26 protein-coding genes are annotated in these 21,662 nt (G+C 70.5%); 14 read left to right on the top strand and 12 right to left on the bottom strand.

All coding sequences use genetic code 11. The features are described from left to right. Positions 1–183 precede the first annotated feature (183 nt). The 5 genes from VIL76_RS07020 to VIL76_RS07000 form a co-directional block, all read right to left on the bottom strand. Positions 184–1,707 carry an ATP-binding protein gene (locus VIL76_RS07020; RefSeq protein WP_332044286.1) on the bottom strand — a complete coding sequence of 508 codons (1,524 nt, stop codon included), beginning with the start codon at positions 1,705–1,707 and terminating at the stop codon, positions 184–186. Positions 1,708–2,012: 305 nt separating this feature from the next. Continuing rightward, positions 2,013–3,173 carry an FIST signal transduction protein gene (locus VIL76_RS07015; RefSeq protein ID WP_332044285.1) on the bottom strand — a complete coding sequence of 387 codons (1,161 nt, stop codon included), beginning with the start codon at positions 3,171–3,173 and terminating at the stop codon, positions 2,013–2,015. Positions 3,174–3,426: 253 nt separating this feature from the next. Next, entirely contained in the window at positions 3,427–4,602 is a 1,176-nt protein-coding gene (locus VIL76_RS07010) for an alpha/beta hydrolase (protein ID WP_332044284.1), read from the bottom strand. Continuing rightward, the gene (locus VIL76_RS07005) at positions 4,599–5,249 is read right to left on the bottom strand and encodes a hypothetical protein (protein ID WP_332044283.1); all 651 of its coding nucleotides are present in this window, start codon (positions 5,247–5,249) and stop codon (positions 4,599–4,601) included. The genes VIL76_RS07010 and VIL76_RS07005 overlap by 4 nt, the downstream gene beginning before the upstream one ends. Next, positions 5,249–6,178 (bottom strand): hypothetical protein, encoded by a 930-nt coding sequence (locus tag VIL76_RS07000; protein ID WP_332044282.1) that lies wholly within the window; start codon positions 6,176–6,178, stop codon positions 5,249–5,251. The genes VIL76_RS07005 and VIL76_RS07000 overlap by 1 nt, the downstream gene beginning before the upstream one ends. Before the next feature lie 206 nt (positions 6,179–6,384). Here VIL76_RS07000 and VIL76_RS06995 point away from each other — a divergent pair, with 206 nt between their 5' ends. From VIL76_RS06995 to pseG, 6 genes are all read left to right on the top strand, one after another. Continuing rightward, the gene (locus VIL76_RS06995) at positions 6,385–7,398 is read left to right on the top strand and encodes a hypothetical protein (protein ID WP_332044281.1); all 1,014 of its coding nucleotides are present in this window, start codon (positions 6,385–6,387) and stop codon (positions 7,396–7,398) included. Between the two features lie 93 nt (positions 7,399–7,491). Further along, positions 7,492–7,992, top strand: a complete 501-nt coding sequence (locus VIL76_RS06990) for an ATP-binding protein (protein ID WP_332044280.1) — start codon at positions 7,492–7,494, stop codon at positions 7,990–7,992. Between the two features lie 38 nt (positions 7,993–8,030). Then, positions 8,031–8,915: a hypothetical protein gene (locus VIL76_RS06985; protein WP_332044279.1), complete on the top strand. Its 885-nt coding sequence runs from the start codon at positions 8,031–8,033 to the stop codon at positions 8,913–8,915. A gap of 121 nt (positions 8,916–9,036) precedes the next feature. After that, positions 9,037–9,510: a transcription elongation factor GreA gene (gene greA, locus VIL76_RS06980; protein ID WP_332044278.1), complete on the top strand. Its 474-nt coding sequence runs from the start codon at positions 9,037–9,039 to the stop codon at positions 9,508–9,510. Positions 9,511–9,520: 10 nt separating this feature from the next. Further along, the gene (locus VIL76_RS06975; protein ID WP_332044277.1) at positions 9,521–10,537 is read left to right on the top strand and encodes a mitochondrial fission ELM1 family protein; all 1,017 of its coding nucleotides are present in this window, start codon (positions 9,521–9,523) and stop codon (positions 10,535–10,537) included. Then, complete coding sequence (pseG, locus tag VIL76_RS06970) at positions 10,534–11,568, top strand: UDP-2,4-diacetamido-2,4,6-trideoxy-beta-L-altropyranose hydrolase (protein ID WP_332044276.1); 1,035 nt, start codon at positions 10,534–10,536, stop codon at positions 11,566–11,568. Before VIL76_RS06975 ends, pseG begins: the two co-directional genes overlap by 4 nt. On the opposite strand, the gene VIL76_RS06965 is transcribed toward pseG, so the two are convergent. Continuing rightward, on the bottom strand, positions 11,565–11,783 hold the full coding sequence (locus VIL76_RS06965) for a hypothetical protein (protein WP_332044275.1): 219 nt from the start codon (positions 11,781–11,783) through the stop codon (positions 11,565–11,567). The genes pseG and VIL76_RS06965 overlap by 4 nt on opposite strands. Positions 11,784–11,817: 34 nt before the next feature. On the opposite strand from VIL76_RS06965, the gene trxB reads away from it, so the two are divergent. The 3 genes from trxB (at position 11,818) to VIL76_RS06950 (ending at position 13,634) form a co-directional block, all read left to right on the top strand. After that, positions 11,818–12,825 carry a thioredoxin-disulfide reductase gene (gene trxB / locus VIL76_RS06960; protein ID WP_332044274.1) on the top strand — a complete coding sequence of 336 codons (1,008 nt, stop codon included), beginning with the start codon at positions 11,818–11,820 and terminating at the stop codon, positions 12,823–12,825. Between the two features lie 87 nt (positions 12,826–12,912). Beyond that, positions 12,913–13,128 carry a hypothetical protein gene (locus tag VIL76_RS06955; protein WP_332044273.1) on the top strand — a complete coding sequence of 72 codons (216 nt, stop codon included), beginning with the start codon at positions 12,913–12,915 and terminating at the stop codon, positions 13,126–13,128. Positions 13,129–13,148: 20 nt separating this feature from the next. Then, positions 13,149–13,634, top strand: coding sequence for an N-acetyltransferase (locus tag VIL76_RS06950; protein ID WP_332044272.1), 486 nt, complete (start codon positions 13,149–13,151; stop codon positions 13,632–13,634). Here the strand turns inward: VIL76_RS06950 and VIL76_RS06945 are convergent. Both VIL76_RS06945 and VIL76_RS06940 read right to left on the bottom strand, forming a co-directional pair. Then, on the bottom strand, positions 13,610–14,077 hold the full coding sequence (locus VIL76_RS06945) for a hypothetical protein (protein WP_332044271.1): 468 nt from the start codon (positions 14,075–14,077) through the stop codon (positions 13,610–13,612). The two genes, VIL76_RS06950 and VIL76_RS06945, sit on opposite strands and share 25 nt — an antisense overlap. Positions 14,078–14,152: 75 nt before the next feature. Then, a complete protein-coding gene (locus VIL76_RS06940) occupies positions 14,153–15,337 on the bottom strand; it encodes a cell wall hydrolase (protein ID WP_332044270.1) in 1,185 nt (394 codons plus the stop codon). 234 nt (positions 15,338–15,571) lie between these two features. Here VIL76_RS06940 and nadA point away from each other — a divergent pair, with 234 nt between their 5' ends. Genes nadA through VIL76_RS06915 form a run of 5 tightly spaced genes read left to right on the top strand, consistent with a single transcriptional unit; the run spans position 15,572 to position 19,553 of the window. After that, positions 15,572–16,684: a quinolinate synthase NadA gene (gene nadA / locus VIL76_RS06935; RefSeq protein ID WP_332044269.1), complete on the top strand. Its 1,113-nt coding sequence runs from the start codon at positions 15,572–15,574 to the stop codon at positions 16,682–16,684. Then, on the top strand, positions 16,684–18,207 hold the full coding sequence (locus tag VIL76_RS06930) for an L-aspartate oxidase (protein WP_332044268.1): 1,524 nt from the start codon (positions 16,684–16,686) through the stop codon (positions 18,205–18,207). The genes nadA and VIL76_RS06930 overlap by 1 nt, the downstream gene beginning before the upstream one ends. Further along, positions 18,204–19,049, top strand: a complete 846-nt coding sequence (gene nadC / locus VIL76_RS06925; RefSeq protein WP_332044267.1) for a carboxylating nicotinate-nucleotide diphosphorylase — start codon at positions 18,204–18,206, stop codon at positions 19,047–19,049. Before VIL76_RS06930 ends, nadC begins: the two co-directional genes overlap by 4 nt. Before the next feature lie 58 nt (positions 19,050–19,107). Then, positions 19,108–19,320, top strand: coding sequence for a hypothetical protein (locus VIL76_RS06920; RefSeq protein ID WP_332044266.1), 213 nt, complete (start codon positions 19,108–19,110; stop codon positions 19,318–19,320). Positions 19,321–19,322: 2 nt separating this feature from the next. After that, a complete protein-coding gene (locus tag VIL76_RS06915; protein ID WP_332044265.1) occupies positions 19,323–19,553 on the top strand; it encodes a hypothetical protein in 231 nt (76 codons plus the stop codon). Positions 19,554–19,642: 89 nt separating this feature from the next. On the opposite strand, the gene VIL76_RS06910 is transcribed toward VIL76_RS06915, so the two are convergent. The 4 genes from VIL76_RS06910 to VIL76_RS06895 form a co-directional block, all read right to left on the bottom strand. Continuing rightward, the gene (locus tag VIL76_RS06910) at positions 19,643–20,329 is read right to left on the bottom strand and encodes a DJ-1/PfpI family protein (RefSeq protein ID WP_332044264.1); all 687 of its coding nucleotides are present in this window, start codon (positions 20,327–20,329) and stop codon (positions 19,643–19,645) included. Between the two features lie 125 nt (positions 20,330–20,454). Next, positions 20,455–20,670: a hypothetical protein gene (locus VIL76_RS06905; protein ID WP_332044263.1), complete on the bottom strand. Its 216-nt coding sequence runs from the start codon at positions 20,668–20,670 to the stop codon at positions 20,455–20,457. Positions 20,671–20,720: 50 nt separating this feature from the next. After that, positions 20,721–21,071 carry a DUF1428 domain-containing protein gene (locus VIL76_RS06900; protein WP_332044262.1) on the bottom strand — a complete coding sequence of 117 codons (351 nt, stop codon included), beginning with the start codon at positions 21,069–21,071 and terminating at the stop codon, positions 20,721–20,723. Positions 21,072–21,154: 83 nt separating this feature from the next. Beyond that, positions 21,155–21,595: a helix-turn-helix domain-containing protein gene (locus VIL76_RS06895; RefSeq protein ID WP_332044261.1), complete on the bottom strand. Its 441-nt coding sequence runs from the start codon at positions 21,593–21,595 to the stop codon at positions 21,155–21,157. Between the last annotated feature and the right edge of the window lie 67 nt (positions 21,596–21,662).

Raw genomic sequence — 21,662 nt, 5'->3', positions numbered from 1 at the left:
CCGAACGTCGCCCAGCGTCATGGTCAGAAGACCGTCACACGACCCAGCCCAGCAGCGTGTCGTCGCCGTTGCCGCCCGACAGCGGGCTGAGTTGGCGGCCACTCCCCCTCCGTCACGTCTGGTCCATCAATCTCACGCTTAGAGGCGAGCTTGCCACGAGATCGAAGGGTTAGCCGCCGCCGTTCAGCTCATGGCCCCGTTGACGATGCTCCGTCCAGGGGCGTCCAGGATGAGCCTGACCCGCAGCGCTAGTTCCTCGAAGGTAAAGGGCTTGGTGATCAGCTGCACACCCGGGTCCAGCCGGCCGTTATGGACTATCGCGTTCCGAGTATAGCCGCTCGTGAAGAGCACCTGGACGCCTGGCCGGCGTTCCCGCACTTGGGCTGCCAGCTTGTGACCGTGGACTCCGCCGGGAAGCACTACGTCGGTGAACAGCAGATCGACCCCGGGGTGTTGTTCCAAGGCCGCCAAGGCGCTCGCGGCGTCGGTTGCCTCGATGACCGTGTAGCCCAGTTCGCGCAGGACCCCGCCGGAGTAGGCGCGTACACCGTCGTCGTCCTCGACGATGAGCACGAGTTCCTTCCCGCGCAGAAGCGACACATCAGGGCGTTGCGCCGGAACCGGGGGAGACGCGACCTCGCCGTGGTAGCGCGGAAGGTACAGTTTCACCGTCGTGCCCTGACCTACCTCGCTATAGACCCGGACATGACCGCCCGACTGGCGCAAGAACCCATAAACCTGGCTCAGACCCAAGCCGGTCCCCTTGCCCGTCTCCTTCGTCGTGAAGAACGGTTCGAACACGTGGGATACGGTCTCGTCGTCCATCCCGTGTCCCGTGTCGGAAACTGCGATCATCACATACTGGCCCGGGGAAACAGGCTCGGGCACCGTCGACAGGTATGCTTCGTCAAGGAAGACGTTCTGTGTCTCGATCGTTAGTTTGCCGCCGCCGGGCATGGCGTCGCGAGCATTGACGGCGAGATTGAGGAGAGCCTGCTCCAGCTCGTTGGGATCGGCCAACGCCGGCCAAAGGCCAGGCGAAGCCACGAGCTCGAGCGTAATGTGCTCGCCGATCGAGCGCTGAAGCAGTTCTCCGATGTCGTGAACCAGGCGGTCGGCCTTCAGAGGCTTCGGATCGAGCGCCTGCCGGCGGGAGAAGGCCAGCAGCCGGGACGTTAGCGTCGCAGCCCGCTCGGCAGAATGGGTCGCCATGTCCACGGCACGGCGCAGGCGAGCCTCGTCGCGACCAACCGAGCCTGCGTCGAGCTGGCGGGCGATGTTGTCGAGTCCACCAATGATTACCGTCAGCAGGTTGTTGAAGTCATGAGCGACGCCACCCGTGAGCTGCCCTATGGCTTCCATTTTTTGGGCCTGGCGGAGCGCGCCCTCTGCCTTCATCCGCTCAGCGATCTCCTCCTGCACCCGCTGCTCCAGCGTCTCGTTCAGCGCGCGGAGCTCACGATTTAGGCGGGCGGCTTCGGACAGCGCGTCGCGCAGGCTTCGCGCATTCGCCGCCAGCTGAGACCGCGCCTGGTCAAGGGACGAGGCAAGGGCGATGGCGCGTCGGGTTGCGTCACCTTCCGCGCGGGCGTTGGCCGCTGCAGCCTCTTCACGGGCTTCCGACTGCAGCAGGGCGATCAGCAGTTCTGCGGCTTCGGCGACCTGCGCCGCCCGCACTCGGTGCTCTCCGCCGATGAGCAGGAGCACGGCTCCCCCTGGCTCAGCCCAGACGTCGGCAGATTCCAGATGCTGAGCATCGGGATGATGCACCATGCTCCGGAACGCGCCGCCCTGATCGCACCTGGCCAACAGGTCGGCCCAAGTGGGCCCACCTGCGAGGGTCTGCGGGAAGCCGGGGGCGGGACGAAGGACTCCCAACTCCGGGTCGCGCAGGAGCACGAGGAGGTCTTGCGACCCCAGTTCCCGGGCGAGCGCCGTGGCCCGGGCGGCCCTCGTACGCCGATCGGCAAGGGCCGAGACGAGCCGGCCAAGATCGCGAACGCTGGTGGAGATCACTCCGGCAGGACCGCCACGACGGCCGTGCAGTTGTGGAAGCCCTCGAACTGACCTTCCGCGCGAGCAATCTGGCCATGGGTGTTGCAACCGAGCAGATCGGCGCCGGAAAGCTCGCCGCGCACCACACCCACCTCCTCACCGAACTGATCACCCATCCGCAGCCGGGTCGCCACGCAGTCGAAGAAGAGGGCCGCCTGCGGCTTGTTGTCCCCAAGCGCCGCCAGCGCAGCCTGCGTGGCTTCCTGGGCTGCCTCCACAGCCGACGCCACCGAGGCGCGCATGATGTAGACCACGGAACCCTGGGGCACCTCGGCTGCGCACAGCACCGATCCATCATCGAGAATCGCGAGCGGCACGCGCAGCCGGTGGGATTCCCCGGCCTCTATCCCGATGATGTTGTGCAGGAAGAACGGGATGGGAGCGGCTCGGTCCAGCGCCTGCGCTGTCGTCGTGGCGTGTGCTTCGAACGCTTCGGCCGCTGGCAGCCCGTTGAGGCTGATGAGCCGCATTCCGTCGGCCTCTGTGACCCGGAAGGGGGCAGATGCCGGCGCCCAGCCGTGACGGACCCCGACGCCGATCGGCTTTTCCGTCAGGATTTCCAATGCGACGGCCGCGCCGTTCAGCACCTCCCGGCCACAGAAGACGGACGTGCGTTGGAACTGCGCGTTGTCTCCCGCGCCGCCGCCAAAGAACTGGTACTGGCCTCCCGTGGCGAGGGTCAGTTCGTCCACCAGCACGTCGGCGTGCCCCGCCAGTGCGTCAGCCATCACCAGGGCCGACCGATACGGGAAGGTGTAGTCGGCAAGTCCGCTGAAGCCGGAGACGATCTGCCGGGCCGCTTCGGCGGCGTCCGACGTGATCTCGCGCGCCACCCCAACTCCGAAGCGGACGTCCTCGCCCGCCAAACCGAGAGCGCAGGCCAGACCTTCCCCGCGTTGCTGGTTCAGGAATTCCCCGGCCGAGGACGCGCCGACGACGAGGGCCTCGGGGCATTCTGCAACGAGCGCTGCAAGAAGCGCTTCGTGATCATAGGAGGGGGCCGCGAAGACCATAATGGCCTTGGGCTGGCCGCCCAATCCGCGCTGAATCTCCCCCGCAAGACCTCGCCCAGCTTCCTGCGCGTCCAGGACATCGGTGGACGCTGTGGCCGTTTTCATGTCTAAGTTCCCCCGCGCTGCCCAACTCTTCGACGGCTTCGCCGTGGCCGCTGGCACTGCGGCCAAACGGCCTCGGGCAGGCAAGGTTCCGCCCCATCTACACTGAGAGCCATTCAGGGGCCGGCAAAGCACGTTCGCGTCGCGACGGTAGTCCGCGAATGGACGGTGAGATCAAGGGGTCGGTGTGGGTGCGCACCCTCTTGCGACCGAAGGCTGGGGTGAGTGACGAGGGCCCTCGTCACTCACCAGCCCGTCAGTTCCACCGGCCAGAGGCATCCTGGGTGCGCTTGCTCTCGCCGCTGCCGTTGGGGTCCTCCTCGCCCTTGGGGGGCTCGGGCGGGGGGAAGCATTCGCCGCGCTCGGGCGGCTTGGCGTCGCCCTGGGCGGGTGCGGCGTCGGGCTTCAGGTAGCGGTCGAACCAGGCGATGGCGGCGCCGATCGCGCGGCGGCGCTCGGCGCCGTAGATGCCGTAGTGGGTGATGCCCGGCAGCATCATCAGCCTGCGCGGGCCGGTGACGCGCTCGCAGGCGAGCTGGCCGTTGTTGGCGTTGGCGAACAGCTCCTCGTTCTGGGCGAGCACGAAGAGGGCTGGCGCGCCGACCAGGGTGGCGTCCTCCACCGGCGCCCAGCGGACCGCCTTGTTGCCCACGGCCGCCCCGACCAGGTCGCCCGTGCGAGCGCCTTTGGGGGGATAGGACGTGCGGCCCGCGGCGAGGCCGGCGGCCGCGGCGTTGGCCTCGGCGATCACCTTGGCAGGGTCCGGCTGGTAGGGCTTGTAGGGCCTGAGGTCGGCGCTGGTGACCTGGCTGACCAGGGCCCTGATCCGGCCGTCCTGGGCGGCCAGGCGGATGACGTGGCCGCCGGCGAGGTCGGAGCCGAGGAGGCCGATGCGGCCGGGGTCGGCCATCGGCTCGGTCGTGGCGTAGCTTATGGCGTTGGCCCAGTCCTCGCCCTGCTCCCACGGATCGACATAGCCGCGCAGCTCGCGCACCTCTGTGGTGAAGGCGCCGCCCGCGGCGGGGCGTGCGCCCACCAGCGCCACGCGGCCGTCGCTCTCGCCCCAGCCACGGTAGTCGAAGAGCATGGCCAGGTAGCCGGCGCGCGCCAGGTCCACGGCGTCCTCGCGCAGGGTCGCGGCGGTGGCGCCCCAGCCCGGCGCCATGACGACGGTGGGCAGCTTCCGGCCTTCGTTCTCGGCCGCATAGAACAGCTGGGCGGTCAGCCGCACGTTGTCGCTGACGATGTCGGCGGTCCGGGTGCGGACCCCTTCGGGCGGGCGGTAGTCGCGCGCGGCGGGCAGGCCCTGCAGGGTGGCGGGGTCCACGGGCGCGGCGTTCGGGGCGCGGGCGCCCGGCGCCGGCTGGGCCAAGGCGGCGAAGGCCAGGGCGACGGCGGCGCCGGACACGCTGAGGGCGAGGCCCGGCTTCATCGGAAGTGCGGGTCGAAGACGCCGAGGACGCGATATTCCATCTCGAGCCGGACATCGCCTTCCTTTTTGTGCAGCACGGCGATGCCGCTGTAGAGGTCGGGTCGGACACGCTTCATGACGCCCGTCTCGCTGGGCGTCTCCCAATGGTCGCCGGAGGCGGAGATCCCGCAGGCATCCACCTTGCGGATCAGGTCCTGCTGCTCGGGGGTCGGGATGTCCTCCTCGGAGGTCGGCGGACGCCAGGCGGTGCTCAGGTTGCTGCGCACCAGGACCGTGTTGATGCAGTGGCCGTCGGGCGAGCGGAAGATGCGGACGGTGCGGGAGTAGGTCCACTCCACGTCGGAGCCGGCAGGCCGCTGGTAGATGTTGAAGACGATGCCCAGGCGGAAGGCCGGCGCCTGGGGCTCGGGCGGGGGCGGGGGCTTGGGGACCGCATCCAGCCTGGCTTGCAGGTCACGGATCCGCCGGGACATCAGTTGCGTCTCGACCTGCTCCCGCCGGATGGCCTCCTGGTGCATCAGCATCAGGGCGGCCACCAGGATCAGGAACAGGAACAGGATGCCGATGAAGAGGTCGGTGAAGGAGGCGAACGGGCCGTCGTCGGCCGCCTCGCCCGCGCCTGCGCCGCGCCGGGACCGGCCGCGCATCACTCGCCGGCCCGCAGCGAGGGCGCCGGGCCGAAGGTGATCACCGAGCGGCCGGCGTTGGCCTTAATCGCGGCGGCGGTCTCGGCGACCGCCTCGTCCAGGGGCTTGAGGTTGAGCTTAGACAACCGGTCGAGGACGGCGGCCTTCACGAACCGGCGGTCGACTTCCTCGTCGGTCGGCATCGGCGGGCACCAGGCCGCGGCGATCTCGGGATCGGTGAGCGCATGGTCGAAGGCGTCCCCGAGGCGGGCGATGTGCGGGGCCCGCTCCACGCTGGAGCGATAGATCTGCACGACGAGGGCGCAGGCGACGCCCACCGCCGAGATCCAGAACTTGTTGGCCGCGGTCGCCAGCAGGACCTGGATGAAGTCGCGCATGTGGGCGCTCTGGGCGGCGGCCGAGCCCTGGGCGGCGCCGATGTTGGCGCTGGCGATTGAGAGCGCGGCGATGAGGCCCATGAAGGTGCCCAGCAGCGCCAGGCGGATGATGAAGTCGGGGAAGCCGGCGAGGCCGCGGTGGAGGCGGCGGTACTCGTCCTCGATGAGGGTCCTGGCCGGGCGCAGGCCTTCGAGGCTGTGCCGCTCGGCCGGCAGGGCGGCCATGGCGCCCAGATAGCTGGCGGTCGCCCTGGCGGTGGCGGACGTCGGATTGCGCCAGACCTTGCCCTCGCGCAGGTCGTCGGCGCGGCAGGCTTCGTGCGTCAGGATGCGGGCGCCGGTGGTGTCGTTCAGCAGGACCAGCTGCGAGACCTTGCCGGCGTCGTCGCGGGCGGGGGCGGCATTGACGATGTCGATGATCTCGCGTGCGGCCTTGGCCTCGGCGATCAGGGACAGATTGTTCCGGACGATCGCGGCGACGGTCAGGAGGACCAGCAGACCCGAATAGACGAACAGGAACGGCGTCGACGCGAAGATCTCGGATATGCCCACGAACAACTCCCCCACACCCGATCTGCCGCTCCGGCAGACGGCTGGGCGGGGGAAATCTGCACGCTCCCCGCCGCCCGCGGGTTTCAAAGCAGACCCGTCGGCCGTCCGCAATAAGTCAGGAGGAGACTTTCGCTCCGTTGCGGAACTGGGACATTCTTGGGGGCCGGAGACAAGGCCCCCAGGAGGAGGATGCGATGACAAGAGCCATGATGCCTGCAGCCGCGATGCTGGCCCTCGTCCTCGCGGGCGGACCGGCGCTCGCCCAGCCCCCAGCGGCCGCGCCCAGGTCCCTGGCGCGCAATTTCGAGGGCGTCTGGACGAACGCGACGGTGACCCGGCTCGAGCGGCCGGCGAGCTATTCGCAGCTCGTCGTCCCGAAGGCGCAGGCAGAGGCCGCGGACAAGGCGACGGCCGCGCGGATCGAGGCGGCCAACGGGCGCTCCGACCTCAGCCAGGGCGCCTTCAAGGATGAGGACGCCACGGCGGGATACAACAACTTCTGGATCGACGCCGGCGAGGGCCTGATGCGCGTTCGCGGCGAGGCGCGCTCCTCGTTCATCACCAGTCCCGCCGACGGCAAGATGCCGTTCCGCGATCGGGCGAAGAGCCTTGCGCTGACGATCCGCGACGGGGTCGAGTACCGCTCCGGAAAGGGCGCCTACAGCGATCCGGAGGACCTCCCGATCCGCGAGCGTTGCCTGATCGCGCAGAGTGACGCCGGCGGGCCGGTGATGCTCAACGCGATCTACAACAACAACTACAGCTTCCACGTCACGCCGGGCTATTTCGTGATCGAGCTGGAGATGAACCACGACGTGCGGATCGCCCCGATCTTCGCCTCCGCGCGGGAGGCCCGCGCGTCCCACGCACCGGCCGCGATCCGGCCCTGGCTGGGCGACACGGTGGCGTGGTGGGAAGGCGACACGCTGGTCACCGAGACGAAGAACGTGAACCCGACCCAAGAGAGCCGCACGCTCACGCCGGTGTCGTCGCAGGGCACGGTGACCGAGCGCTTCACGCGGATCGCCAAGGACGAGCTGCTCTACCAGTTCACGGTCGACGACCCGGTCCACTACACCCAGCCCTGGTCCGGCGAGTACTCCTTCAAGCCCGCCAAGGGTCAGATCTACGAGTACGCCTGCCACGAAGGGAATTACTCGATGGAAGGCATCCTCCGCGGCGCCCGGATCGCGGAGCGGGAAGGTAGAGGCGGCAACTGAACCCGGGGACAGGCGTCGCCCCAGACGGCGTTGCACGGCCGGGGCGGCGGCCCGCCCTCCCCCTCCCCGGACGGACCTGCTAGGCACCGCGCCATGACCGCGACCCTGCACGTGATCTTCGGGCCCTCGGGCGCCGGCAAAACGACCTACGCCCTGGAGTTCGCACGGCGGGAGAAGGCCGTGCCGTTCATCCTGGACGACTGGATGGCGCGGCTGTTCGGGCCGGACATGCCGCAGCCGCTGCAGTTCGAGTGGATGATGGAGCGGGTCACCCGCTGCGAGGCGCAGATTTGGTCGTGCGCGGCGGGCGTGCTGGCGGCGGGGACGCCGGCGATCCTGGACATCGGGCTGATGCGCAGGGCTGACCGCGACCGGGTGCGGGAGATCGCCGAGGGCGCGGGCCTGCCGCTGCAGTTCCACTTCGTCACCGCCCCGCAGGAGGTGCGCCGCACGCGGGTGGCGGAGCGCAACATCGTCCGCGGCGAGAACTTCGCCATCGACGTGCTGCCGGAGCACTTCGACTTCATCGAGGGCGTGTTCGAGGCGCCCGACGAGGACGAGCTGAGGGATGCGGTGGTCAGCGAGACGGCCTGAGGCTTGGCGGAGCGCCCTCGTCGGCTAAGCTTGGCGGCATGAGCAAGATCACCGCGCCCACAGCCGCCCTGCTGTCCCTCCTGGCACTCGCCGGCTGCGGCGAGAAGGGCGGCGGGTCCGCCCCCGCCGCCGCGCCGCCGCTGCCGGCCGGACGGCTGCAGGCGCTGGGCGCGGGCGTCACCGACGCGCGGTTCCTGTCGCTGGACGACATCCGACGCAACGGGACGGTCGCTGAGGTGAGCGTGCTGCAGGTGGGGCGGACCACGACCTCGCTCACCAACGGCGCGGCGATGATCGCCAAGCGCGAGGTGTTCGACTGTTCGAGCCGGCGGGTCGCCAAAGAGATCGCCGGCTACTACGACGCCTACGGCAAGCTGACCGGCCAGGAGCTGCTGACCGGCGAGGCCGGCCGAGCGGCGGGCAGCGCCGACGCCGAGGTGGAGGCGGTCTGCAACGGGGCCAAGGGCTCGGTCGTCGCTGGCTACAAGGCTGCCCAGCGCCAGGTGCAGACGCCGCCCTCCGACCTGCAGGCCAAGGCCGAGGCCAGCCCCGACGACGGCGAGACCTGGGCCTGGGTCTGCGCCGGGGCGGCGCGGGCGAAGTCGCCGGCCACCAAGCTCGACCCCTGCGACAAGGCCGTCGCGCTGATGCCGGACGAGGCCTCCGTCAGGCTGGACCGGGCCTACCTGCGGGTCATGCGCAACAACCTGGGCGGGGCGGACGCCGACTTCCAGGAGGTGGTGAGGCGCGACCCGCAGAACGCGCGGGCCCTGTTCGGCCGCAGCCTGCTGGCCGCCATGCGCGGGGACATGGGCGCGAGCCGCACCCTGAGGGGCCAGGCGCTGGACCTCGACCCCAAGGTCCCGGACTGGGTGACGGAGGCCTACGGCATCCTGATCAGCCCGGAATACCGCACCCGCTGAAACCTTGACCGCCGCTCTTGAGTTTTGCGGCGCACAATTCTAGTCTCTCTCCCCCCGGACGCCTGCGCCCGCGGTCCGTAAGATAGAAATTCACTTAGGGCGAATCCGAGTCATCACCTCTATGGAAAAAGTCCCGATGACCGCCGGGGGCTATCAGGCCCTCGACGATGAGCTGAAGCGTTTGAAGACGGTGGAGCGACCCAGTGTGATCGCCGCCATCGCTGAGGCGCGTTCGCACGGCGATCTCTCCGAGAACGCCGAATATCACGCGGCCAAGGAGCGCCAGGGCTGGATCGAAGGCCGTATCGCCGAGATCGAGGACAAGCTGGCCCGCGCCCAGGTGATCGACGTATCCAAGCTCTCGGGGACGCAGATCAAGTTCGGCGCGACCGTCTCGGTTGTCGACGAGGACACCGAGGAAGAGGCCCGCTACCAGATCGTCGGCGAGCACGAGGCCGACGTGAAGCAGGGCAAGGTGTCGATCACCTCCCCGATCGCGCGCGCCATGATCGGCAAGGAGTCGGGCGACGTCGTGGAGGTGAACACCCCCGGCGGCGTGAAGGCCTACGAGATCCTCAAGGTGGAGTGGGTCTGACCCACTCCCGATGAGCAGGGCTGAGCAGCCTCCCCTGACCATCTGGGCCGTCTCAGACGGCCGCACCGGCATCGAAGCCCAGGCCCTGGGCCTGGCGGAGGCGGTCGCGCGCCTGCGGCCCGCCGAGGTGGTAATCAAGCGCATCGGCTGGAAGGCCGGGCTGGGGCGGCTGCCGACCGCGCTGATCCCGCCCTCGCCGGCCCTGCTGAGGCCCGAGAGCGGCATGGCCCCGCCGTGGCCGGACATCTGGATCGCCGCCGGGCGCGCCACGCTTCCCCTGTCGCGGGCCATGCGCGCCCGATCGCAGGGACGGACCTTCGTCGTGCAGACGCAGCATCCGAGAGGCGCGCTGGAGGCCTTCGACCTGGTGATCCCGCCGGCGCACGACGAGGTGTCGGGGCCGAACGTCTTCCCGATCCTGGGCGCGCCCAACCGGCTGACGCCGGAAAAGCTGGCCGACGAGCTGGCCCGCTGGGAGGACCGGCTCAGTCCCCTCCCCCGGCCGCGGATCGCCGTGATCGTGGGCGGGAAGTCCAGGGCCTTCGACCTGCCGCAGGCTCAGGCGGCGGAGCTGGCCCGGCGGATCGGCGAGGCCATCGACGCCGCGGGCGGCTCGCTGATGCTGAGCTTCACCCGGCGGACCCCGGCGGATGCGCGCGCGACGATGGCGGGGGGGCTCTGCCACCTGCCGGGCCTGATCTGGGACGACCGCGGCGAGAACCCCTACTTCGCCTTCCTGGCGGCGGCCGACGCCATCGTGATCACCGAAGATTCCACCAACCTGGCCACCGACGCCGCGGCCACGGGTAGGCCGGTGTACGTGCTGCCGCTGGCCGGCGGGTCGGCCAAGTTCCGGCGCTTCCACGCGGACCTGCAGGCGCGCGGCGTCAGCCGGCCGTTCGAGGGCCGGTTCGAGACCTGGAGCTATCCGCCGCTGCGGGAGACGCAGAGGGCTGCGGCCGAGCTCCTGTGGCGCTATGACGGCCGCCCTGAAGCCGCCCGGATCGCGGGCGAAGGGGGCTCATGACCGGTCCACGCATCCTGTTCGTCGCCGACGCGGGCCCCAAGGTAGGCGGCGGCCACGTGATGCGCTCGCTTACCCTGGCGCGCGCCCTGGAGGCCAAGGGCGCGAGCTTCGCCTTCCTGGCGCCGCCGGCGGTGAGCGCCCTGCTCGAGGCCTTCGCCCCTGACGTGGCCCGCCTGCCGGCGGCCGCCACCGATCCGCAGGCGCTGGGCGCCAGCATGATCCCGCAGCTGTTCGACGCCTTCGTCTTCGACCACTACCGACTGACCTACGCCGACCAGCGTGGCGTGGCCGGGGCGCGGCCGACGCTGGTGATCGACGACCTGGCGGACCGGCCGCTCTCGGCCGACCTGATCCTGGATTCCGGCATCGCGCGGCGGGCGACGGACTACGAGGGCCTGCACGACGGCGCGCGCCTGCTGCTGGGACCGGCCTACGCCCCGGTGCGGCCGGAGTTCGCGGGCCTTCGGGAGCGGGCGCTGGCGCGGCGCGGCCTGCCCGTGCAGCGGGTGCTGGTCTCCATGGGGCTGACGGACGTGGGCGGCGTCACCTCGCGGGTGGTCGAGCGGCTGCGACCGAAGGTGGGTGACTTCGCCTTCGACATCGTGCTGGGCGCGGAGGCGCCGAGCCTGTCGGGCCTCACCCGCGTGGCCCGCCGCGACCCGCGGCTGCAGATCCATGTGGACAGCCAGGAGATGGCGCGCCTGACCCTGGCCGCCGACATCGGGGTCGGCGCGGCGGGGTCATCGCTATGGGAGCGCTGCGTGCTGGGCCTGCCGTCGGTGGTGGTGGTGCTGGCCGAGAACCAGCGGCCCGCCGCCCAGGCCCTGGCCGAGCAGGGCGCGGTGCTGGCGGTGGACGCAGAGGCGGACAATTTCGACGCCCAGATGGACCGCGCGCTGATGCGGCTGCTGACCGATGCGGACCTGCGCCGCAGCCTGGCGGCCGCCAGCGCGCAGGTGTGCGACGGCCGCGGCGCGGAGCGGGTGGCCGATGTGTTCCTCAGGCTGGTGGCGGAGCGGACGCCGGCCTAGTGCAGCGCGGGCTCTGCGCTGGCCGGAAGCATCCGCGGGGTGCGGGCGCGGCGGCGCAGGACAGCCTCGTTGCCGGCGCCGAGGGCCGCGCCGGCGCCTACGCCGATGATCGCGCCCAGGGCCAGGGTGCGCAGGCTCATGCCCAGCACGATGCCGAGGCCGAGGGCCGCGCCCACGCCCGCCCAGTTGGCGAGCACCTTCGTGTGGTCTTCCATCGCATCACTCCGGAATCGCCCCTACATTACGGGAATGCCCAAAGATCGTTCCGCTCCCCGTCAGGTCCGCTGCCTCATCATCGGATCGGGTCCCGCCGGCTATACGGCGGCCATCTATGCCGCCCGCGCGCTGCTGAAGCCGGTGCTTATCCAGGGCATCCAGCCCGGCGGCCAGCTGACCATCACCACCGACGTGGAGAACTACCCGGGCTTCGCCGACGTCATCCAGGGCCCCTGGCTGATGGAGCAGATGCAGGCCCAGGCCGCGCACGTGGGCACCGAGATCGTCACCGACATCGTGACCAGGGCGGACCTGTCGAAGCGGCCGTTCCGGCTGGAGACCGACAGCGGCCAGGTGTGGCTGGCGGAGACCCTGATCATCGCCACCGGCGCCCAGGCCAAGTGGCTGGGGCTGGAGAGCGAGCAGAAGTACCAGGGCTTCGGCGTCTCGGCCTGCGCCACCTGCGACGGCTTCTTCTACCGCGGCAAGCAGGTAGTGGTGGTGGGCGGCGGCAACACCGCCGTCGAGGAGGCCCTGTTCCTCACGAACTTCGCCGAGAAAGTCACCGTGGTGCACCGGCGCGACGAGTTCCGTGCGGAGAAGATCCTGCAGGAGCGGCTGTTCGCCCACCCCAAGATCCAGGTCATCTGGGACAACGCCATCGACGAAGTGCTGGGCGCCGACACCGGCGTCACCGGCGTGCGGCTGAAGAACGTGAAGACCGGCGCGACCCAGACGCTCAACTGCGACGGAGTGTTCATCGCGATCGGCCACGCCCCCGCCAGCGAGCTCTTCAAGGGCCAGCTGGAGATGGACGCTTCGGGCTACCTGAAGGTGAAGGCCGGCACGGCCTCCACGGCCATTCCCGGCGTCTATGCGGCCGGCGACGTGACCGACGACGTCTACCGCCAGGCGGTCACCGCCGCCGGCATGGGCTGCATGGCCGCCCTGGAGGCGGTGCGCCTACTGGCCGAGGAAGACCACGAGCGCGCGCACAAGCCGATCAGCCACGCCGAGGCCGAGAAGATCGGGACCTGGTAGAGCCTCACCCGCCATCCACCAGATTTTGTGAGCTTGACTGGAAGCGACCGGAAACTCGCCGCTGCTCTCAAAAGTTGAGGGCGCGAAATGACCCTGAGGGACAGCGAGAGATATCTGGCGCAGGCCGAGCAGGTTGCTCGGATGGCGGCCAAGGCGGATAGCGCGGCGGAACGCGAGGTCTACCTGAACATCGCCGAAGGCTGGCGCAAGCTCGCCGCAGAGGCCTACCGCAACGAGGGTCACGACGAGGTCCGCGCCCCCAGGGAAGAGCGCTCCTTCCGGCCGGCGAGACACGCCAGCTAGCGCGGCCCTAAGCTGGCGGCATGATCCGCCACGCCCGCGCCGCCGACCACCCTGCCATCGCCGCCACGGTGGAAGCCGCCTTCGGCCGCGCCGACGAGGCGCGGCTGGTGGAGCGGCTGCGCGCGGGGCAGGACGTGCTCTTCGAGCTGGTGGCGGTGGAGGATGGAGAGGTCACAGGCCACGTCCTGTTCAGCCGCCTCTACGCCGACAGGCCTGAGCTCATCGCGGCCCTGGCGCCGCTGGCCGTGCGGCCGGACCGGCAAGCCGCGGGGGTCGGCTCGGCCCTGGTGAAGGCGGGCCTGGAGAACGCGCGGGAGTTCGGCGCCTGGGGCGTCATCGTGCTGGGCGAGCCTGCCTACTACGGACGCTTCGGCTTCTCGGCCGAGACGGCGGCGCGGGTGAAGGCGCCCTACTCCGGGCGGCCCGCGTTCCAGGCGGTGGCGCTGGAGGACGGCGTCTTCGACAGGCCGATGCTGGTCGCCTATCCGGACGCGTTCGCAGGCTGAGGCGTCTCGGCGGGCGCACCGGTGAAGGCGGCGTTCACGTTGAAGGTCTGCAGAAGCCAGCCGCCGCCGGCCGCCTTCAGCTCCGTGGTCGCCGTGACGACCTGGCTCCCGTAGTTGTAGGCGTGCTGGAAGCTGACGGTGCGCCCGCTGGTACCCGCAAAGGTCCGCCAGTTCACCTGCTCGACTGAAGTGGGCTCGCTCTTGGGGATCATCCCGCGCATCAAGGCAAAGGTCTGCCGCGTCCCCGGTTTCCTGAGCGTCGGCAGCAACAGGGCTTCCAGCGCCTCGTCCTCGCCTCGAACCAGGTGTTGATAGGCCTGCTTGGCCACCGCCTCGGCCTCCGGGTCAGGGCCAAACTTGCCGCAGCCCGCGACCACAGAGCTCGCAAGCGCAACGCCGGCCGACAACAGGCCGCGACGATCTATGCTGAAATTCACGTCCATGGCGCCCCCGCTCCGCCGCCATTTCGGGCGTCGCCGCGGGCGGCTGTCAAGCGGGCGGCCGCCGACAATCAGGCGCTACTGGTCTGTGCTTCCCGCGGCCGGGGACTTGGGCTGCTCGAGGCTCTTCTCGAAAGCCGCGAGACGCTCGTTGATCGCCTTGACGTCATCGGCGCTGGCCTGGCGCCGTGCCGTGAGCAGGGTCCCCGCGACGCGGGTCCTGGCGCGGTCCGGCGCGGTGGCGTCGGCCACCTTGTAGGTCCGCACTTCGCCGGCCACGGCCAGGGTGACGGTGCGGTCCGGCGGGATGTCCTGCGCTTCGGGCGAGAGCAGGCCGCCCTGGGTGCGGGCGTCGAGGCCGCCGAGGACGGCGCGGGTGAGGCGGGCCTCGCCGCCGGCGTAGCGGCCGGTGAAGGCGGGCGGCTCGCCCCAGGGGCCGGTCCAGCGGTAGAAGATGTGCTGGCCGACCTTGGTCATCTTCACCAGCGTCGGGGCCCAGTAGGGGGCCACGTAGCCGGCGTGATAGTGGGTGGCCGAGCCCACGTCTTTGGCCACGTAGCCGGCCAGAGCGCGCTCGGCCACCTGGCGGGCGCGCCGCCACAGGGCCGGCTCAGGCGCCCAGCGCAGCGAGCCGTCGCAGGTGAAGGTGAACTGGCAGCCGGTGGCGCGGGCCGAGCCCTGGTAGACCACGCCGCATACGGACTTCGGATAGGCCGGGTGCCGGACGCGGTTCAGCACCACCTGCGCGACCGCCTCCTGCCCCTTCTCAGGCTCGCGGGCGGCTTCGTAGTAGACGGCCTGGGTGAGGCAATCGAGCGCGCGGGCGCGGTCCTCGCCGCCCACCTTCAGCACGAACGGGCGCATGGGCCGGATCGGCAGGTCGGCGTAGGGCAGTAGCGCGTTGATCTCCTGGGCGGTCTCGCCCACCGCCGGCGCCTGGCCGAGGGTGGGAACCTGGCCGATGTCGAGGCTCGCCCAGCCTTCCGGGCGAGCCCAGAGGTCGGCCTGGCGCAGCATCGGGTCGTGGCGCTGGGCGAGCGCGCGCGCCGACGGGCTCATGTGGGCGGCGAGCCGCTGCAGGGCGGCGTCGGACAGGCCGCCCGCGGCCAGGCGCTTCTGCGACAGCGTCAGCGGGTAGTCGTCGTTCGGCGCGCAGGCGGCCAGCGCCAGGCCCGCGAGGGCGGCGGCAGGCGCTAGGCGGCGCACGATGTCGGGGATCTGGGTCAGGGCGCTCTCTTGGGTTCCGTCGAAGCCTTGTCGCATCAGGCGGCGATCTTGGGTGCTTAATTCGGCGAAAGGTGGCCCCTCCCGGGCCACGCCTAATATGGGGTTTGCGCCCCGAAAACCAGCTTGGCCGGGCCGGAAACATACCCGCGTTCGGTTTGCTCCCTTGCGCCGCCTGCCCGGGGCATCTATGTATTGAACCGGTTTTGCTCAGTATGAGCATAACGGCCGCCGATGGGCTCCGGCTCCCCGGCGTCTTTTTAGGCCAGAGTAATGCTCATTTTGAGCATAATGGAGGATCTGGTGGCTGACGGTTTCCAATTCGCCTTCACCCCTGAGATCGAGACGGCGACCGCGCCGGCCTGGGAAAAGGTCAAGCGGCACGTCACCCCGATGGAGTGGCGCCTGCACGCCCCGCTGATCGCCGAGATCAACCGGCTGAAGCGGGAGAAGGACGCCGTCATCCTGGCCCACAACTACATGACGCCGGAGATCTTCCACGGCGTCGGCGACTACGTGGGCGACAGCCTGGGCCTGGCCAAGGAAGCGGCGAAGTCGGACGCGAAGATCATCGTGCAGGCCGGCGTGCACTTCATGGCCGAGACCTCGAAGATCCTGTCGCCTGAGAAGAAGGTGCTGATCCCCGACCTGCGCGCCGGCTGCTCGCTCGCGAGCTCGATCACGGGCGCGGACGTCCGCCTGATCAAGCAGCGCTACCCCGGCCTGCCGGTGGTCACCTATGTGAACACCACCGCCGACGTGAAGGCCGAGACCGACATCTGCTGCACCAGCGCGAACGCCGTGCAGGTGGTGGAGGAGGCGGCCCGGCTGTGGGGCGTCGACCGGGTGATCCTGATCCCCGATGAGTTCCTGGCCCGCAACGTGGCGCGGCAGACCGACATCAAGATCATCGCCTGGCAGGGCCGCTGCGAGGTGCACGAGCGCTTCACGGCCGCCGACATCCTGGAGATCAAGGCCGCCTACCCCGGCGCCGAGGTGCTGGCGCACCCGGAGTGCCCGGCTGAGGTGCTGGAGGTGTCGGACTTCGCCGGCTCGACGGCCGCAATGAACGACTACGTCCTGCAGAAGAAGCCCAAGCGCGTGGTGCTGATCACCGAGTGCTCGATGGCCGACAACGTGGCGGCGGACGCGGTGGAGACCGAGTTCGTGCGGCCCTGCAACCTGTGCCCGCACATGAAGCGGATCAGCCTGGAGAACATCTATCAGGCGCTGCTGAACGAGCAGCACGAGGTGACGGTGGACCCCGCCATAGCCGAGCGCGCGCGCATGGCCGTGCAGCGGATGGTCGATCTGCCGCCCCCTGCGGTCCCGGCGCGCTACGACCTCGTCAAGGCCCGCCACCACGTCGACGTGGAGCTGATCTGATGGTCCGCATCCGCCACGACGGCGTGCTGGTGGTGGGCGCGGGCCTCGCAGGCCTGTCGGCCGCGCTGGCGGCGGCGCCCGCGAAGGTGCTGGTGCTTTCGCCGACGCCGCTGAACCAGGGCTGTTCCTCGGCCTGGGCGCAGGGCGGCATGGCCGCGGCGCTCGCGGCCGACGACGCGCCGGCGCTGCACGCGAACGACACTGTCGCCGCCGGCGCGGGGCTGGTGGACCCCGAGATGGCGCGACTGCTCGCCGAGGAAGGCCCGGCCGCCGTCCGCGCGCTGGCCGAGATCGGGGCGCCGTTCGACCGCGACGCGGAAGGCGGCTTCGTCCAGAGCCTGGAGGCCGCCCACTCCCGCGCCCGCGTGGCCCGGGTGAAGGGCGACCAGGCCGGCAAGGCGATCATGCAGGCTGTAACGGTCGCCGCCATGGCGGCTCCGCACATCCAGGTGCGTACCGGCATGAGCCTGCGCGCCCTGCTGCAGGACGCCTCCGGCCGCGTCCGCGGCGTGGTGGCCGAGGACGAGCGCGGCCTTCACGAGATCACCGCCCGGGCGGTGATCCTGGCCACCGGCGGCATCGGCGGCCTCTATGCCGTGACCACCACCCCGGCCGAGCTCACGGGCGACGGCCTAGGCCTGGCCGCCATGGCCGGCGCCGTGGTCGCCGACCCCGAGTTCGTGCAGTTTCACCCGACGGCCATCGACATCGGCCGCGATCCCGCGCCTCTGGCCACCGAGGCGCTGCGCGGCGAAGGCGCGGTGCTGGTGAACGGCGACGGCGAGCGGTTCATGGGCCGCTACCGTGCGGACGCCGAGCTGGCGCCCCGCGACGTGGTGGCCCGCGCCATCCATGCCGAGCGCGAGGCCGGCCGCGGCGCCTTCCTCGACGCGCGCGAGGCGGTGGGGTCGCACTTCCCGCACGAATTCCCGGCGGTGTTCGCCGCCTGCCTGTCCGGTGGCATCGACCCGCGCGTGCAGCCGATCCCGGTGGCGCCGGCCTGCCACTACCACATGGGCGGGATCGCCACGGATGAGCACGGCCGCACCACCCTGGCCGGCCTCTACGCCGCCGGGGAGTGCGCCTCCACCGGCGTGCACGGCGCGAACCGGCTGGCCTCCAACTCCCTGCTGGAAGCCGCGGTGTTCGGCGCCCGCGCCGGCGCGGCGGCCCGCGACGAGGCAGACCCGGGAACGAAGGCCTTGAAGCCTCCCATGCCCCCGAAGCTGCCCGGGCCTGCGCTGCAGCAACTGCGCCAGGCGATGAGCCGCGACGCCGGCGTGGTGCGCACCGCCGAGGGGCTGTCGCGCCTGCTCGCCGAGATCGACGCCCTGGAGGCGGTCCATGGACGAGCGCCCGCGCTGGTCGCCGCCCGGCTCACCGCCGCCTGCGCCCTGGTCCGCCGGGAAAGCCGCGGCGGACACTACCGAGCCGACGCGCAGGCCCTGGCCGAACCGCGGCGGACCTTCGTCACCCTTGCCGACCTTGAGCCGGCGGCGGCGCTGAAGTACGCGGCGGAATGATCGAGCCCCTGCCCGACGCCCTGATCGCGCCGGTGGTGCGCGCGGCGCTCGCCGAGGATCTCGGCCGGGCCGGCGACGTGACCGCCCAGGCGACCATCCCGGCGGATGCGCGGCTTTCGGCGGTCTTCGCCACCCGCAAGGCCGGCGTGGTCGCAGGGCTCTCCTGCGCGCGGCTGGCCGTCCACGAGCTGGACCCGGCCGCCACCTTCGAGGCCGCTGTCGCCGATGGCGAGCAGGCCCAGGCGGGGACGGTGCTGGCCCGGGTGGACGCGAACGCCCGCGCCCTCCTCTCCGCCGAGCGGACGGCCCTCAACCTCCTCGGCCGGCTCTCCGGCATCGCCACCCTCACCCGCGAGTACGTCGGCGCCGTCCAAGGCACGCGCACTCGCATCGTGGACACCCGCAAGACCACGCCGGGCCTGCGCGCGCTGGAGAAGTACGCCGTGCGCTGCGGCGGCGGGGTGAACCACCGCTTCGGGCTGGATGACGCGATCCTGATCAAGGACAACCACGTGGCCGCCTGCGGCTCCGTGGGCGAGGCGGTCCGCCGCGCCAAGGCGTTCGCCGGCCACCTGATGAAGGTGGAGGTGGAGGTCGACAGCCTCGAGCAGTTCGACGAGGCGCTCGCCGAAGGTCCGGACGTGATCATGCTGGACAACTTCGGCCTCCCCGACCTCGCCGAGGCGGTGCGCCGCAACGCCGGGCGCGTGGTTCTGGAAGCCTCCGGCGGGGTGAACCTGCAGACGGTACGCGCCATCGCCGAGACGGGCGTCGACGTGATCAGCGTGGGCGCCCTCACCCACTCGGTGAGCGTACTGGACATCGGCCTGGACGCGGCCTGAGCCGTAGGAACCGGCTTGGCCGGACGGGGTTCACTCCTTCCGAAAAGGAGACGAACCCATGGCTTCGAAAGCTCCCCCGATCCCGCCGGAACAGCGTTCCCATCCTGGCGACAAGCCCGATGTGGAGGGCGACACCCAAGGCCGGCGTGACGAGGTCACCGACCTGCAGTCGAGCCAGCCCGGCGACGACGACGTGAACCTGAAGCAGCAGGGCCGTCACGGCGGCATCCACCAGAACACGCATCACCAGGGCTACCAGCAGGACCGCTGATCATGCCGGACAAGCATCCCAACACCGAACGCTGGGGCGGTCCGGGCGCGAGCCACGAGGACCGCACCGAGCCCGTCCAGAAAGACGCCAAGCCGCGCAGCCCCGCCGAGCCCACCAACACGCCCTACTCCGGCGTCTCGGGCGGCGGCGGCGAGCGCGACCGGCGCCACAGCCACGATCCCGACGAGAAGGGTGACTTCGAGCAGAACTCGACCGAGCGTCGGAAGCACTAGGCTTCACTCGGGGCGCAGGAGTCCCTCTCTCGAGCTAACCACGCCCAGGACGGCGGCCAGGGTCGGCGACGACCCTGGCCGTTGTCGCGTCAGGCCTGCTGCAGGCGCGCCGCGGCCTTCGCGGCGGCGGCGTAGCGGGCGTTGGCGATCGGGGCCATGCGCTTGACCACCGCCTCGAGCACCTGCGGCGGGGCGAGTTCGGGGCGGCCGCTGTCGAACGGCGGGGCGGGCGCGTATTCGATGCCGAGTTGCACGGCCTGGGCGTAGTCCTCGCCGGCGACCTCGGCCACCACGGTGAGCGCCAGGTCGATGCCAGCGGTGACGCCGCCGCCGGTGAACAGGTGGCCGTCGCGCACCACCCGGTCCTCCGAGACGATCGCCCCGAACGGCTTCAAGAGGTCGCGCCAGGCCCAGTGGGTGGCGGCGCGCTTGCCGGCCAGGAGGCCGGCCGCGCCCAGGATCAGAGAGCCCGTACAGACGGAGGTGACATAGGCGGCGCTCGCGGCCAGCCGGCGGACCTGCGCCATGTAGGCCTCGTCGAGCATGGCCTCTGTCGTGCCAAAACCGCCGGGTACGCAGATGACGTCGCAGCGCTCGATGGTCGCGAGATCAGCGAGCCGGGCGAACACCAGCCCGTCTGCCTCGATGTCCTGCCCGCCCACGGAGGCGGCGATCAGCTTCGCCTTCGGCAAGCGCGCGAACACCTCGTAGGGCCCGGTGAAGTCCAGTTGGGTGACGCGCGGATAGAGCGGGAAGACGACGACGAAGTCGGACATGGCGGCCTCCTGTGGCCAGGACAGGCTAGCGGGCCGTGGATATGGCCGGAACGCCATCCATCGAGCCAATCCAGCCATGATTCCGCAAGTGGTGATCTTCTGCGGTTCGAGGCGGCCGCGCGGAGCTAGGTGGGGGGACGGTGCTCGGCTTCCGGCTCGGCGGCGGGCTCGACCTGGACCGGCAGCATGAAGCGGGCGTGCTCCAGGGCGGCCTGCGCCAGCAGCAGCCAAGTCTCGGTCATGTGCAGGAGGGTGTTGCGCTCCTCGCCGAATGGCATGCGGGACGCGAGCTCCACCGCCTCGCGCGCGTTGTGGGCGAATTCGCGAGCCTTCTCCAGCATGCCCAGACCTCCGCTCGCATAACGGCGAGGGTTTCGGCTGCGTTCCGGCGCTAGGCCTGCACGAAGCCCGTGAAGCCGCCGAAGATCATCCGCTTGCCGTCGAAGGGCATGTTCCATTTCTCGGGGCTCATCCGCTCGTCAGCCATGACTTTGGCGTTGACGGCGTCGCGGGCCTCGCGGCTCTCGTAGACGATCCAGGAGAACACCACGATCTCGTCGTCCTTGGCCTGAACCGCGCGCGGGAAGGAGGTGAGCTCGCCGTACGGCACGTCATCGGCGACGCACTCGTTGTAGGAGAGCGCGCCGTACTCCTTCCACACCTCAGCGCCCGTTTGGGCCATCTTGCGATAGGCCTCGAGGTTCTGCTTCGGGACGGCAAGCACGAAACCGTCGACGTACATGGGATCCTCCTTCGCGGCGTTAGAGCGCGTGTCCTAGAGGACGTACGTGAGGTCTCCCAGCCGACAAAGAAAACGCCGGCCGCCTAGGCCTGCTCGGCCTCTTCCGCCATCGCGCGGATCAGCTCGACGATCTTGCGGCGGACCTTGGGATCTCGCACCCGCAGGAAGCTCTGGGCGAGCTCGGGGCCGTCGTTGATGAGCAGCAGGTCCTCGACGTCGCGGCGCACGGGCGCGGCGTCGCCTTCGCTGGGTTCGGGCAGGCCTTCGTAGAAGTAGCCGATGCCCACCTGAAGCGCGCCGGCGATCTCCCACAGGCGGGAGGCGCTGACGCGGTTGGCGCCGCGCTCGTACTTCTGGACCTGCTGGAAGGTAAGGCCGACGGCGTCGGCAAGGCGCTCCTGGCTGACGCCGAGCTCCTTGCGGCGCATGCGGATGCGCAGGCCAACGTGCCGGTCGACGGGATGGGCGTCAGGGTCGGTCTGCCCGACGGCGGTCAGGCCGGCAGGCTTGATGGGCTTGGTCATCCTCAGGTCGTGCTCCTTGACTCAAGGGAGCCGCCGCACCGGAAAGGGGAGTGGCGCCGCGAATTCC

The organism is Phenylobacterium sp. (genome assembly GCF_036563285.1).
Taxonomy (GTDB): domain Bacteria; phylum Pseudomonadota; class Alphaproteobacteria; order Caulobacterales; family Caulobacteraceae; genus Phenylobacterium.
This window is presented reverse-complemented; position numbering and strand designations above follow the sequence as displayed.